Raw genomic sequence first — 13,010 nt, forward strand, 5'->3', positions numbered from 1 at the left:
GCTCTCCCACAATATTCATTTGAGACTGTAACCGAATGCAGTCTCGAAGCGCGCGTCGATCTCGCCGCGCGTCAGTACGTAAGTCTGGGGCCCCTGGTGGGCGATCTTGATCGAGCCCATCAGGCTCGCGAGGCGGCCCGTGGTTGCCCAGTCGAGGCCATGCTCGATGCCGTACAGCAGGCCGCCCCGGAAGGCATCGCCGCAGCCGGTCGGATCGGCGATGTGCTCGGCCGGTACGACCGGAATCTGCTCTGCACCCTGCTTGTGGCGGATGGTCGCGCCATGCTCGCCACGCGTGATGACGAGGGCGTCGACCCGGCTGGCGATTTCATCTTCGGACCATCCCGTCTTGTCGCTCACCAGCTTGGCCTCGTAGTCGTTGACCGCTACATAGGTCGCAAGTTCAATGCTGCGGCGCAGCGTCGCACCGTCGAACAGCGGCAGGCCCTGGCCCGGATCGAACACGAACGGCACACCGGCCTTGGCGAGTTCTTCCACGTGCTGGACCATCCCGTCGAAGCCGTCAGGGCCGACGATCGCGAGCTTGATGTCCGGCGCGTCGCCCGCGTGGTTCAGGTGCGACTGCATCATCGCGCCCGGGTGGAACGCCGCGATCTGGTTGTTGTCGAGATCGGTCGTGATCATCGCCTGCGCCGTATAGGTGTCGGGCAGCACGCGAACGTGGTCGCGGCGCAGGCCGAGCTGGTCGAGGCGGTCGAGATACGGCTGCGCGTCGAGCGCGCCCACCGTTCCCATCATGCGTGCATCGCCGCCGAGCAGGTGCAGTGCGTACGCGATGTTGCCCGCGCAGCCGCCGAATTCGCGGCGCATCGTCGGCACCAGGAAGCTCAGGTTGATGAGGTGCACCTGGTCGGGCAGGATGTGCTCGCGGAACCGCCCTTCGAAGGTCATGATGGAGTCGTAGGCGATCGAGCCGCAAATCAACGTAGCCAAGGTGTGCGTTCCTGTAGAAATGAGGGACCCTGCGCGACAACGCCGCGCGAAAGGCGCGGCGCGGCAGGGGAAAGCGAAAGAAAGCTTACTTCAGTGCGGCGAGCGCTGCATCGTAGTTCGGCTCGTCCTTGATTTCGCCGACGAGTTCCGCGTGGATCACCTTGTCCTGCGCGTCGAGCACGACGACGGCACGGGCGGTCAGGCCGTTCAGCGGGCCGCTCGTCACGTCGACGCCGTATGCGTTCGCGAATGCGCGGCCGGTGCGGAACGTCGAAGCCGTCACGACGTTCTCGAGGCCTTCGGTCGTGCAGAAGCGCGTCGCCGCGAACGGCAGGTCGGCCGACACGACGACGACAACCGTGTTGTCGAGCGACGATGCTGCTTCGTTGAACTTGCGGGTCGACGTCGCGCAGGTCGGCGTGTCGAGGCTCGGCACGATGTTCAGCACCTTGCGCTTGCCGGCGAAGCTGGCGAGCGACAGGTCGGCGAGGTCCTTGCCGACCAGCTTGAAATCGGCGGCTTGGGCGCCGACGGCCGGGAACGTGCCGGCGAGATCGATCGGGTTGCCACCCAGCGTAACTTTGCTCATGTTCGTGCTCCGAAATAGCGCGCCGCTCGGGCGCGCGGGTTGAGACGGGCGCGCATGCGCGCGCCGCGGTGCGTCACGGATAGAAGATCTGGACGCGGAAATTCGAGGCGGGCGTGCCGTTCGTTTCGAGGCGGACGACCATCGTCTGCGTCGTGCCGGGCGGCAACCCGGCGTCGATCGGCGTGCCCGGGCGCACGTAGTCGCGCGGCGCGAGCACGCGGCGCACGGTCACGTGGTTGGTGTCGTCCAGCAGCGTCAGTTCGAGCGACGGGTAGGCGAGCGCGACGCGGTAGCGGTTCGTCAGCGGTACCTTCAGCTCGAGCTCGCGCGGGCCGTCGAGCTGGCGCAGGTCGGTCGCGTCGAGCCGCAGGCCGTCGATTGCGCGCGGCGGCGCGACCGCGCAGCCGAGCGGCGCGCAGGCCTGCCGGAACCAGCCTTGCGTGACCGGCCAGTGGATCATCAGCGTTTCGCGTTGCCACCACGCGAGTTGCGCGACGAGCAGCACGGCCAGCACGGCGGCGACGAGGCCGCCGAAAAAGCCGCCGAGCATTCCGCGCCGCTGCGGGGCGCGCGTCTCGCGCGTGACGGCGAAGTGGGGGCGATCGTCGTCGGTCAGCGCAGCGGGGAACGGTGCGGCCGGCGCGCTGGCGGCCGCGGCTGGTTTCTCGTCGTGCGGTGCTTTTGCGTCGGTACCGGTGTCGGGTTCGGATCCGGCCGCGGCGATGGCCGGTGCCGGCGCGAATGCAAAACGCGGTTCGCGCGGCGCGCGTTCGTCGTCCGGCACGGCGAAGTGCGCGGTGCCGACGGGTTCGGCGGCATCGTGAGCGGTATCTGCGTCCGACGGGCGGTGTGCGACGAAGCGCGGCTCACGCGGGTCGCGCTCGACGGGTGCGGCCGATGATTCGGTATCCCGCGGTGTTTGTGTCTGCAGCGATTCGGCTGGTTGCGCGACGGCTGCGGAAGTGTCCAGCTCGGCCGGGGAGGGGGCGAACGGCGCGGGCGCACCCGACAAGTGAACGACGCCGGCGTCGGTGGACGGAAGGGCGAGCGGTATCAGCGGCTCGGTGCGCACGGTCTGCACGTTGTGTTGCAGCGACGGGTCGACGCCGGCGTCGAGCCACGGCGCCCACATGTCCCAGCCTTCCGGCTTGTAATCGGTGTCGGAAGATGCCCCGGCCGGCGCATCGGCAGTGAACAGCCGGGCCGGCGGGGCCGGATGGTGCGCGTTGCCTTCGTCCGGCGCGGCAGCCGGTTCGGTCAGGGCCGGCTCGGGCGGCTGCGCGTGCTCGGGAACGAGCGACTCGGATGCGTTGAAGACTTCATGGCAATGCCCGCAGCGCACGAGCCCTTGATGCAGCGAGAGCTGTTCCTGCTGCAGCCGGAAGACGGTTTCGCAATGAGGGCAGCGCGTCGCAAGAAGCATGTCGAGCCGGGCGGCCTGCTGGCCAGAGTGAAGGACAGCGCTATTCTAATGGCTTTCGCGCCGGGTTCCGGCGAGGCATACCCAACCTTCGTGTTCACGCCAGACCGAGATGTCGACGTAGCGCGCGTAGACGGCCGCGACTTCGTCCGCCTGGCGCGCGAGCACGCCCGACAGCGCGATGCGCCCGCCCGGCTTGACCTTCGATGCGAGCATCGACGCCATCAGCTTCAACGGATTCGACAGGATGTTCGCGACGACGATGTCGAATTCGCCGTCCGGGCACGCATCGGGCAGCCCGTACGTGACTTCCGCGCGGTTGCGTTCGCTGTTCTGCCGTGCCGATTCGACGGCTTGCGGATCGATGTCGATGCCGATGACGGGGTTCGCCCCGCATTTCTTCGCGAGGATCGCGAGAATGCCCGAGCCGCAACCGTAGTCGAGCACTGATTGGCCGGGTTTCACCGACTGCTCGAGCCATTCCATGCACAGACGCGTGGTCGGATGGCTGCCGGTGCCGAACGCGAGGCCCGGATCGAGTTCGAGGACGAGCGCATCGGGATCGGGCGCATCGTGCCACGACGGCACGACCCAGATCCGCTCGCCGATCGGGATCGGCTCGAACTGCGATTGCGTGAGTCGCACCCAGTCCTGTTCCTCGACTTCGCGGACGATAAACGTTGGCGTTTCAGCGATGCCGATCTCGTTGGCAGCCGCGGCGAGCAGCACGGCCGGCTCATGCTCGGCCGCGAGCAGCGCGACCACGCGCGAGTGCTGCCACGCGGTGCGGTCGGGCACGAGGCCCGGCTCGCCGAAGAGCGGCTGTTCGTCGGGCGTGTCGGCGTCGGCGTCTTCCACGGACACCGACAGCGCGCCGAGTTCGAGCAGCGCGTCGGACAGTGCCTCCGCATGCTCACGGGCCAGTTCGACGACGAGTTCGCGATAGCTCATGCTTACGCTTCTTCCGGTGCGACCTGCTGCTTCTGGGCGAGCCGGTTTTCGAGGTAGTGGATGCTGGTGCCGCCTTCGACGAACTTCGAATCGATCATCAGCTCGCGGTGCAGCGGGATGTTGGTCTGGATGCCTTCGACGACCATTTCGGACAGCGCGATGCGCATCCGGCTGATCGCCTGCTCGCGCGTCGCGCCGTAGGTGATCAGCTTGCCGATCATCGAATCATAGTTCGGCGGCACGAAATAGCCATTGTAGGCGTGCGAATCGACGCGCACGCCGGGGCCGCCCGGCGTATGCCACGACGTGATCCGGCCCGGCGACGGCGTGAACTTGAACGGATCTTCGGCGTTGATCCGGCATTCGATCGCATGTCCGCGGAACTGGATGTCGCGCTGGCGCAGCATGAGCTTCTCGCCGGCCGCGATGCGGATCTGTTCCTGCACGATGTCGACGCCCGTGATCAGCTCCGATACCGGATGCTCGACCTGTACGCGCGTGTTCATCTCGATGAAGTAGAACTCGCCGTTTTCATACAGGAATTCGAACGTGCCCGCGCCGAGATAGCCCATCTTCTTGCAGGCGTCCGCGCAGCGGTCGCCGATGCGGTCGATCAGGCGGCGCGGAATGCCGGGCGCCGGCGCTTCCTCGATCACCTTCTGGTGGCGGCGCTGCATCGAGCAATCGCGTTCGCCGAGCCAGATCGCGTTCTTGTACGCGTCGGACAGCACCTGGATTTCGATGTGGCGCGGGTTTTCGAGGAACTTCTCCATGTACACCTGCGGGTTGCCGAACGCACGGCCGGCTTCCTCGCGGGTCATGTTGACCGCGTTGACGAGCGCGGCCTCGGTGTGCACGACGCGCATCCCGCGCCCGCCACCGCCGCCCGCCGCCTTGATGATGACCGGATAGCCGATCGCGCGCGCAATCTTGACGATCTCCTTCGGATCGTCCGGCAACGCGCCTTCCGAGCCCGGCACGCACGGCACGCCGGTCTTGATCATCGTCTGCTTCGCGGTGACCTTGTCACCCATCATGCGGATCGTTTCCGGGCGCGGGCCGATGAACGTGAAGCCCGACTGCTCGACGCGTTCCGCGAAATCGGCGTTCTCCGACAGGAAGCCGTAGCCGGGGTGGATCGCTTCGGCGTCGGTGACTTCCGCGGCGCTGATCAGCGCCGGCATGTTCAGGTAGCTCAGGTTCGACGGGGCCGGGCCGATACAGACGGCTTCGTCCGCGAGGCGCACGTACTTGGCTTCCTTGTCGGCTTCCGAGTAGACGACCACCGTCTTGACGCCGAGCTCGCGGCACGCACGCTGGATGCGCAGCGCGATTTCACCGCGGTTGGCAATGAGGATTTTTTCAAACATAGCGAGTATTCGTCTCTTCGAGGGGCGCGCGAACGGCGCCTGGCGAGCATCGGCGGTGCGCGGCCCGCGGGCCGCGCGGCGGATTTAGCCGATCACGAAAAGCGGCTGGCCGTATTCGACGGCCTGGCCGTTCTCGACGAGGATTTCCTTGATCACGCCGGCCTTGTCCGACTCGATCTCGTTGAGCAGCTTCATCGCTTCGATGATGCAGATCGTCTGGCCTTCCTTGACCGTGTCGCCCACCTGGACGAACGGGTCCGCGCCCGGCGACGGCGCGCGATAGAACGTGCCGACCATCGGCGACGTCACGACGTGGCCCTGCGGGGCAGCCGGTGCGGCAGCGCCGCCAGCGGCCGGCGCGGCAGCGCCTTCGGTTGGCAGCGCGACCGACGGAGCGGGCGCGCTGACTTGCGGGGCATACCCAGCCGTCGGCTGCACGTAGACCGGCGGCGCGTTCTTGACGATGCGCACCTTGCCTTCGCCTTCCGTCACTTCCAGCTCGGAGATGCCGGATTCGGAAACGAGGTCGATCAGAGTTTTCAGCTTACGAAGATCCATCGGGAATTCCCCTTTCAATACGTGAAAGCGCCGGTTAGGGGCCGGCGCTGAATCTAGATCGCGAATTCAGCCGCGCGACGTGCCTTGCAGCTTGTCCAGCGCGTACTCGAGCGCGTACAGATAACCTTTCCAGCCGAGCCCGCAGATCACGCCTTCGGCCTGGTCGGAAAAGTAGGAGTGGTGCCTGAACGCTTCGCGGCGATGCACGTTCGACAAGTGAACCTCGACGAACGGGATGCCAACGCCGGCGATCGCGTCCCGGATCGCGACGCTCGTGTGCGTATACGCGGCCGGATTGATCAGGATGAAATCGGTCTGTTCCTCCCGCGCGGCCTGGATGCGGTCGACCAGCGCGCCTTCATGGTTGCTCTGGAACGACGACAGTTCGGCGCCGGCTTCCCGGGCACGCGCGGCAAGCGCCTGATCGATCTGTGCGAGCGTGACGCGGCCGTACACCTCCGGTTCCCGGGTGCCGAGAAGGTTCAGGTTGGGGCCGTGCAGCACCAGCAATCGTGTCATGGTCGCTTCTATTTCTGCGGAATTGCGCGAACTTTAGCGCTATTTAGAGAAATTTGTCTAGTTTTGCCGAACGGCCGAGCGCGCGGCACCTGCAAGAATTACCGGCGCGCATGCAAAGTAGCGGCGAATTCACGCGAAATTGCGGCGATCGACGGGCAAATCGCCCACAACGTCCGGGCCGCCGTTCGGGCAGGTTACAGCGCGTCGAGCGTCTTTTTCAGCTCGGCCGGCTGGATTTGTCCCAATTTTGTCTCGCGAATCTTGCCGGTCTGGTCGATGACGACCGTAAACGGCAACGCGCCGGCGGTATTCCCGAAATTACGGGCCAGATCGGCGCCCGCGTAACCGCTGACGAAGACGGGATAGTCGACCTTCACCTTCTGCAGAAAGTTCTTCACGTTCTGTTCGGAATCGACGCCGATCCCGATGAAACGGATGCCCTTCTGTTTGTACTCGTGCGACAGCGCGACGAGCTCCGGCATCTCCTCGACGCACGGGCCGCACCATGACGCCCAGAAATTGACGACGACCTTCTGGCCCTTGAAGGCGGACAGCGTGGCCGGCTTGCCGTCGACACCCGTCAGGGAGGCCGCCCACAACTGTTCGACCGGGCTGCCCTGCGCGGCGGGCGCGGCGACGGCAACCCCGTCATCGGCGGTGCCGCGGAACCAATGGCCGGCGGCGAGCCCGCCGGCAACGGCGGCGGCCGCGACGACCGCGAGCGCCAACATGCGTTTCATCATCATCGTTGAATCATTCCGGTTCGGAAGGGGCCTTGCCTGCTTCGACGAGCGCGCGCAGCGCGGCGGCGTCCGCACGGGCGACCCGGCCGCGCGCGTCGGCCTTGACCGCGCCGCGCAGGTCGTCGCTCGCATAGAGCGCGAGATGGATGCCGATCGCATCCACGTCGCGCCGCGGGCGCCACAGGAAACTGAGCGTCTCGACGTCGGCGCGGCCCGCGAAATGCCGCGTCTCGGACACGTCGTACTGGACGTTCTGGTTCAGCAGGTAGATCGCGACGTCCTTCGGGTTGTCGGTGAATGCCTGCAAATGGATATCCGAATGCGCGTTCGCGGTGCCGTTCAGCACGGCACCCGTCACATAAGGATGGAACTCGGCGAGCCGGCGCATCCAGTCGAGCGCGACTTCGCGCAGGCGGCGCAGTTCGTCCGGCTGCGTGTCGCTCTGGAACAGGGCGATGTATTCGCGCAGTTCCTCCTCGATCTGGTCGTTATCCGGCAGCCATTCGCCGGCAACGCGCGAGTCGCCCAGCAACTGGCGCGCGGCCTTGCGTTTTGCGCCGGCATAGTCGAGGCCGTCCTCCGCGATCAGGCGGGCGGCGGACTGGGCAATTTCCTCGCGGAGGCGCCGCGGGTCGACAAGAGGTTTGCGAGACATGATCCGGCAATCATACTCGATCGCCGCGGCGCCCGAGCACGGGTGCGGCGGCCTGCCGCCAGGCGTGCCGGCGCCGCCCGCGCGCATCGTTCGGGCCGCCGGGCACGGCAGGCCGTCAGTTACAATAGTGCTCTTTGTGTCGCGGCAAAAGCCGTTGGCCGGGCGCCGGCCGCGCGGCCCGTCCGGCGCGCCGCACACACATCCTTTCCGAATCGACGGCGCCCGGCGGCGCGAAAGCATTCATCTATGCACATCCACATTCTTGGCATCTGCGGCACCTTCATGGGCGGTCTCGCCGTACTCGCGCGCGAGGCGGGCCACACGGTGACGGGTTGCGACGCGGGCGTCTATCCGCCGATGAGCACGCAGCTCGAGGCGCAGGGCATCACGCTGATCGAGGGCTACGGCGCCGAGCAGATCGACCTGAAACCGGATCTGTTCGTGATCGGCAACGTCGTCACGCGCGGCAATCCGCTGATGGAGGCGATCCTCGATCGCGGCCTGCCTTATGTATCCGGCCCGCAATGGCTCGGCGAGCACGTGCTGGCCGGCAAGTGGGTGCTCGCGGTCGCGGGCACGCACGGCAAGACGACCACGTCGTCGATGCTCGCGTGGCTGCTGGAAGACTCCGGTCTGAACCCGGGCTTCCTGATCGGCGGTGTGCCGCTGAACTTCGGCGTGTCGGCGCGGCTCACCGATTCGAGCTTCTTCGTGATCGAGGCCGACGAATACGATACGGCGTTCTTCGACAAGCGCTCGAAGTTCGTCCACTACCGGCCGCGCACCGCCGTGCTGAACAACCTTGAATTCGATCACGCCGACATCTTCCCCGATCTCGCCGCGATCGAGACGCAATTCCACCATCTCGTGCGCACCGTGCCCGGTGTCGGCAGGATCGTCACGAACGGCCGTTCCGACGCGCTCGAGCGCGTGCTGGCGCGCGGCTGCTGGAGCGAGGTCGAGCGGTTCGGCGTCGACGGCGGCTGGCAGGCGCTGCCGGCCGAGGACGGCGTGCCGGTCGACGAGCGTTTCGCGGTGTATTCGCACGCGGAACGCGTCGGCGAAGTCGCATGGCAGGTGCAGGGCGATCACAACCGGATGAACGCGCTCGCGGCGATCGCGGCCGCGCGCCACGTCGGCGTGCCGCCCGCGCAGGCCGCCGCGTCCCTCGCGGCGTTCCGCAACGTGAAGCGTCGCATGGAAGTGCGCGGCAGCGTGGACGGCGTGACCGTCTACGACGACTTCGCGCACCATCCGACCGCGATCGAAACCACGATCGCCGGCCTTCGTGCACGCATCGGCCGCCAGAATTCCCGCATTCTCGCGGTGCTCGAGCCGCGCTCGAACACGATGAAGCTCGGCGTGATGAAGTCGCAATTGCCGGCGAGCCTGGCCGACGCCGATCTCGTGTTCGGTTACGGCGCACCGGCCGGCCGCGACGCGCTCGGCTGGAATCTGGCCGAGGCGCTGGCGCCGCTCGGCGATCGCGCGCATGCGTTCGACGACCTGCACCTGCTGGTGAAGTCCGTCGTCGCAGCCGCCCGTCCGGGCGACCACGTGCTCGTGATGAGCAACGGCGGTTTCGGCGGCGTTCATCAGAAGCTGCTCGATGCGCTCGGGAGCCGCACGTGATCCTGTATCTGCACGGCTTCCGGTCATCGCCGGAATCGCAGAAGTCGCGCCAGCTCGCCGTGCGCATGGCAGAGCTCGGCCGCAGCGGCGAGTGGCGGTGCCCGTCGCTGTCGGTGTCGCCGCTCGAAGCGATCGCGGTCGCGGAAGCCGAGGTGGCCGGCGCGCGTGACGTGACCGTCATCGGCAGCTCGCTCGGCGGCTATTACGCCACGTGGCTGGCCGAAAAACACGGCTGGAAGGCCGTGCTGCTGAATCCGGCCATCGTGCCGCAGCGCGATCTCGAGCAGCACCTCGGCGAACAGCCGCTGTGGCACGGCGGCGGCACGATCGTCGTCGAGCGCCATCACCTGCATGAACTCGACGCGCTGCGCGTGCCGGCAATCACGCGTGCCGAACGCTACTATCTGTTCGCGGCGACCGGTGACGAAGTGCTCGATTACCGCGAGATGCTCGCGCATTACCCGGGCGCGAAGACGCGCGTGATCGAAGGCAGCGATCACGGGATCAGCGAATTTGCCGACTATGTCGACGACGTTCTCGCGTTTTGCGACGGAAAGACGTCTTGATCCGGCCATGTGCCGATCGAATTCCCATCATCATGAGGCGCCGCGGACGCGGCGCCCGGCAGTCTGAACGAGAGTACTGAGTGAACGTTTTCTTCGAGGAATCGGGCAGTTTCAAGGCGGGCAGCGTGCTGTCGCGCCAGGGCGACGCATTTCAGGTCGAGTTGCCCGGCGGGCGGCGGGCCAAGGTGCGCGCGAAAGACGTGCTGATCGAATTCGACAAGCCGGCCGCGGGCGAACTGATGCAGGAAGCCGACTCGGCCGCGCAGCAGATCGATCTGGATTTCCTGTGGGAATGCGCGCCGGCCGACGAGTTCGCGTATACGGCGCTGGCCGCGGAATACTTCGGCGCGACGTACGGCCCGGTGGAGCGTGCGGCGCTGGTGTTGCGACTGCACGGCTCGCCCGTCTACTTCCGCCGCAAGGGGCGCGGCCAGTACCAGCGCGCGCCGGAAGAGCAACTCAAGATGGCGCTCGCGTCGCTCGAGCGCAAGCGCCAGCAGGCGCTCGTCCAGGCGCAGTACGAAGAGGAGCTGAAGGCCGGCAAGCTGCCGGAAGCGTTCGCGGGCAAGGTGCTCGGGCTGCTGACGCGGCCGGACAAGAACGCGATCGAATACAAGGCGATGGAAGCGGCGGCCGGTGCGCGCGGCGTGTCGCCGGCGCGGCTGATGCTCGACTGCGGCGGCATCGCGTCGCCGCGCGCGCTGCACGAGGCGCGCTTCCTCGCGGAGTTCTTCCCGCACGGCACGGGCTTTCCGGCCGTCACGGTCGGCCCGCTGCCGGACGACCTGCCGCGCGCGGACGTCGAGGCGTTCTCGATCGACGACATCACGACGACCGAAATCGACGACGCATTCTCGGTCGAGCATCTCTCCGACGGCCGCGTGCGCATCGGTGTGCACATCGCGGCGCCGGCGCTCGGCATCGTGCGCGGCGACGCGATCGACGCGATCGCGCGCACGCGCCTGTCGACCGTCTACATGCCGGGCGACAAGATCACGATGCTGCCGGACGACGTCGTCGACGTGTTCACGCTGAAAGAGGGCGACTACCGTCCGGCACTGTCGCTGTACATCATCGTCAACCGCGAAACGCAGGAGATCGTCGCGAACGAGACGCGCGCCGAGCTCGTGTTCGTGAAGAACAACCTGCGACACAACAACCTCGACGAGCTCGTCAACGAAGAGACGCTCGCGGCCGGCACCGGCGACTATCCGCACAAGGACGACATCGCCGTGCTGTGGCCGCTCGCGCAGGCGCTGTTCGAGAAGCGCCAGGTCGCGCGCGCGGGTTACGGCCTGAAGCGCGAGGTGCAGCGCAACACCGACTACAACTTCTACGTCGAAGGCGAGCACGTGACGATCACGCCGCGCCGGCGCGGCTCGCCGCTCGACCTGATCGTGTCGGAGCTCGCGATCCTCGCGAACTCGACGTGGGGCGCGTTCCTGCACGATCACACGGTGCCGGGCATCTACCGCTCGCAGCGCGGCTTCGGCGCACCGGGCCCGAAGCGCACGCGGATGCAGACGACGGCCGCGCCGCACGAAGGTCTCGGCGTCGCGCAGTACGCATGGAGCACGTCGCCGCTGCGCCGCTACGTCGACCTCGTGAACCAGTGGCAGCTGCTCGCGTGCGTGCAGCACGGCGTCACCGCGAAGCTCGCCGCACCGTTCAAGCCGAAGGACGCCGACCTGTACGCGGTCGTGCAGGGCTTCGACGACACGTATACGGCCTACGCCGACTACCAGCGCCGGATGGAGTACTTCTGGTGCCTGCGCTGGCTCGCGCAGGAGCAGAAGAAGCAGGTCGTCGCGAGCGTGGTGAAAGGCGATCTCGTGCGCCTCGAGGAAATTCCGCTGCTGCTGCACGTGCCGGGGCTCGGCGTGCATGCGCGCGGCACGCGCGTGCTGCTCGACGTGATGTCGCTCGACGAGCTGACGATCGAGGCATCGGTGCGGCTGCTGAACGTGCTCGATGCGCCGACCGTGACGAGCGGCGACGCGGCCGACGAAGAGGATGACGCCGAAAGCGGCGACGACACGCTGATCGACGCCGAAGACGCAACGGCCGAAACCGAGGCGGAAGCGCTGGCGGAGGCGGACGGCGCAGCAGCCGGCGAAGGTGGCGAAGGCGGTGAAGGCGGCGAAGCCACGGGCGGCAACGCCGAAGAAGAGGGGCGCGCATCATGACCGCAGCTGCGTCGACGAGCGGCGCCGACCGCTATGTCGTGTTCGGCAACCCGGTGGCGCACAGCAAGTCGCCGTTCATCCACGCGCAGTTCGCCGCGCAGACGGGTGAGCCGGTCGACTACGCGCACCGGCTCGCGCCGGTCGACGGCTTTGAAGCCGCCGTGCGCGCCTTCGTCGCCGAAGGCGGTCGCGGCGCGAACGTGACGGTGCCGTTCAAGCTCGAGGCGCATGCGCTCGCCGACACGCTGTCGCCGCGCGCGGCGGCGGCGGGCGCGGTGAATACGCTGCGCATCGACGCCGACGGCCGTATCCACGGCGACAACACCGACGGCGTCGGCCTCGTGCGCGACATCGAGGCGAATCTCGGCGTGTCGCTGGCGGGCGCGCGCATCCTGCTGCTCGGCGCGGGCGGTGCGGCGCGCGGTGTCGTGCTGCCGCTGCTCGACCGCGCGCCGCTGTCGATCACGATCGTGAACCGCACCGCGAGCAAGGCCGAGGCGCTCGTCGGCCAGTTCATGCAGGCCGCCCACGATGCAGGCTGCACGCTCGCGGGCGGCGGCCCGGACGTCGTGCGCGCGGAGCCATATGACGTGGTGATCAACGCGACGGCCGGCAGCCTCGATGCCGCGCTGCCGGAGTGCGACGCGGCCGCGTTCGGCGCGGGCACGCTCGCGTACGACATGATGTACGGCGCGCAGCCGACGGTGTTCATGCAGCATGCGGCGTCGCTCGGCGCGCGCACCGCCGACGGGCTCGGGATGCTCGTCGAGCAGGCGGCCGAATCGTTCTTCATCTGGCGCGGCGTGCGGCCGGACAGCGCGCCGGTGCTGGCCGCGCTGCGCCAGGCGCTCGCGGCGAGCTGAACGG

General features: G+C 67.5%; 13 protein-coding genes. 4 read left to right on the forward strand and 9 right to left on the reverse strand.

The window, feature by feature from the left end:
* Positions 1 to 15: 15 nt before the first annotated feature.
* From AB3K92_RS25065 to AB3K92_RS25105, 9 genes are all read right to left on the reverse strand, one after another.
* Entirely contained in the window at positions 16 to 954 is a 939-nt protein-coding gene (locus tag AB3K92_RS25065) for a carbohydrate kinase family protein (protein WP_318826457.1), read from the reverse strand.
* 85 nt (positions 955 to 1,039) lie between these two features.
* Positions 1,040 to 1,543 (reverse strand): thiol peroxidase, encoded by a 504-nt coding sequence (gene tpx, locus AB3K92_RS25070; protein ID WP_027783488.1) that lies wholly within the window; start codon positions 1,541 to 1,543, stop codon positions 1,040 to 1,042.
* A 73-nt stretch (positions 1,544 to 1,616) separates the two neighbouring features.
* Entirely contained in the window at positions 1,617 to 2,966 is a 1,350-nt protein-coding gene (locus AB3K92_RS25075; protein ID WP_369466025.1) for a zinc-ribbon and DUF3426 domain-containing protein, read from the reverse strand.
* Positions 2,967 to 3,011: 45 nt separating this feature from the next.
* Positions 3,012 to 3,914 (reverse strand): 50S ribosomal protein L11 methyltransferase, encoded by a 903-nt coding sequence (gene prmA, locus AB3K92_RS25080; RefSeq protein ID WP_059493399.1) that lies wholly within the window; start codon positions 3,912 to 3,914, stop codon positions 3,012 to 3,014.
* 2 nt (positions 3,915 to 3,916) lie between these two features.
* Positions 3,917 to 5,284: an acetyl-CoA carboxylase biotin carboxylase subunit gene (accC, locus tag AB3K92_RS25085; protein WP_369466026.1), complete on the reverse strand. Its 1,368-nt coding sequence runs from the start codon at positions 5,282 to 5,284 to the stop codon at positions 3,917 to 3,919.
* Between the two features lie 84 nt (positions 5,285 to 5,368).
* Positions 5,369 to 5,842: an acetyl-CoA carboxylase biotin carboxyl carrier protein gene (accB, locus tag AB3K92_RS25090; protein WP_021161889.1), complete on the reverse strand. Its 474-nt coding sequence runs from the start codon at positions 5,840 to 5,842 to the stop codon at positions 5,369 to 5,371.
* A 66-nt stretch (positions 5,843 to 5,908) separates the two neighbouring features.
* A complete protein-coding gene (aroQ, locus tag AB3K92_RS25095; protein WP_011350880.1) occupies positions 5,909 to 6,361 on the reverse strand; it encodes a type II 3-dehydroquinate dehydratase in 453 nt (150 codons plus the stop codon).
* A gap of 194 nt (positions 6,362 to 6,555) precedes the next feature.
* Positions 6,556 to 7,107, reverse strand: coding sequence for a TlpA family protein disulfide reductase (locus AB3K92_RS25100; protein WP_369466028.1), 552 nt, complete (start codon positions 7,105 to 7,107; stop codon positions 6,556 to 6,558).
* Between the two features lie 7 nt (positions 7,108 to 7,114).
* Positions 7,115 to 7,759, reverse strand: coding sequence for a hypothetical protein (locus tag AB3K92_RS25105; RefSeq protein ID WP_042976655.1), 645 nt, complete (start codon positions 7,757 to 7,759; stop codon positions 7,115 to 7,117).
* 42 nt (positions 7,760 to 7,801) lie between these two features.
* Here AB3K92_RS25105 and mpl point away from each other — a divergent pair, with 42 nt between their 5' ends.
* The 4 genes from mpl to aroE all read left to right on the forward strand — a co-directional run bounded on the left by mpl (position 7,802) and on the right by aroE (position 13,006).
* Positions 7,802 to 9,391, forward strand: a complete 1,590-nt coding sequence (mpl, locus tag AB3K92_RS25110) for a UDP-N-acetylmuramate:L-alanyl-gamma-D-glutamyl-meso-diaminopimelate ligase (RefSeq protein WP_226204842.1) — start codon at positions 7,802 to 7,804, stop codon at positions 9,389 to 9,391.
* Positions 9,388 to 9,957 carry a YqiA/YcfP family alpha/beta fold hydrolase gene (locus AB3K92_RS25115; RefSeq protein WP_369466030.1) on the forward strand — a complete coding sequence of 190 codons (570 nt, stop codon included), beginning with the start codon at positions 9,388 to 9,390 and terminating at the stop codon, positions 9,955 to 9,957. The genes mpl and AB3K92_RS25115 overlap by 4 nt, the downstream gene beginning before the upstream one ends.
* An 80-nt stretch (positions 9,958 to 10,037) precedes the next feature.
* Entirely contained in the window at positions 10,038 to 12,143 is a 2,106-nt protein-coding gene (locus AB3K92_RS25120; protein ID WP_059675911.1) for a ribonuclease catalytic domain-containing protein, read from the forward strand.
* Positions 12,140 to 13,006, forward strand: coding sequence for a shikimate dehydrogenase (gene aroE, locus AB3K92_RS25125; protein ID WP_021161883.1), 867 nt, complete (start codon positions 12,140 to 12,142; stop codon positions 13,004 to 13,006). The genes AB3K92_RS25120 and aroE overlap by 4 nt, the downstream gene beginning before the upstream one ends.
* Positions 13,007 to 13,010 lie beyond the last annotated feature (4 nt).

The organism is Burkholderia sp. Bmkn7, from assembly GCF_041103175.1.
In the GTDB taxonomy this organism is placed as follows: Bacteria; Pseudomonadota; Gammaproteobacteria; order Burkholderiales; family Burkholderiaceae; genus Burkholderia; species Burkholderia cepacia.

Bases quoted from the DNA above. Each gene is read 5' to 3' on its own strand.
- aroQ (WP_011350880.1), bottom strand. From the start codon at position 6,361: ATGACACGATTGCTGGTGCTGCACGGCCCCAACCTGAACCTTCTCGGC.
- AB3K92_RS25100 (WP_369466028.1), bottom strand. From the start codon at position 7,107: ATGATGATGAAACGCATGTTGGCGCTCGCGGTCGTCGCGGCCGCCGCC.
- accB (WP_021161889.1), bottom strand. From the start codon at position 5,842: ATGGATCTTCGTAAGCTGAAAACTCTGATCGACCTCGTTTCCGAATCC.
- AB3K92_RS25075 (WP_369466025.1), bottom strand. From the start codon at position 2,966: ATGCTTCTTGCGACGCGCTGCCCTCATTGCGAAACCGTCTTCCGGCTG.
- prmA (WP_059493399.1), bottom strand. From the start codon at position 3,914: ATGAGCTATCGCGAACTCGTCGTCGAACTGGCCCGTGAGCATGCGGAG.
- AB3K92_RS25105 (WP_042976655.1), bottom strand. From the start codon at position 7,759: ATGTCTCGCAAACCTCTTGTCGACCCGCGGCGCCTCCGCGAGGAAATT.
- aroE (WP_021161883.1), top strand. From the start codon at position 12,140: ATGACCGCAGCTGCGTCGACGAGCGGCGCCGACCGCTATGTCGTGTTC.
- tpx (WP_027783488.1), bottom strand. From the start codon at position 1,543: ATGAGCAAAGTTACGCTGGGTGGCAACCCGATCGATCTCGCCGGCACG.
- accC (WP_369466026.1), bottom strand. From the start codon at position 5,284: ATGTTTGAAAAAATCCTCATTGCCAACCGCGGTGAAATCGCGCTGCGC.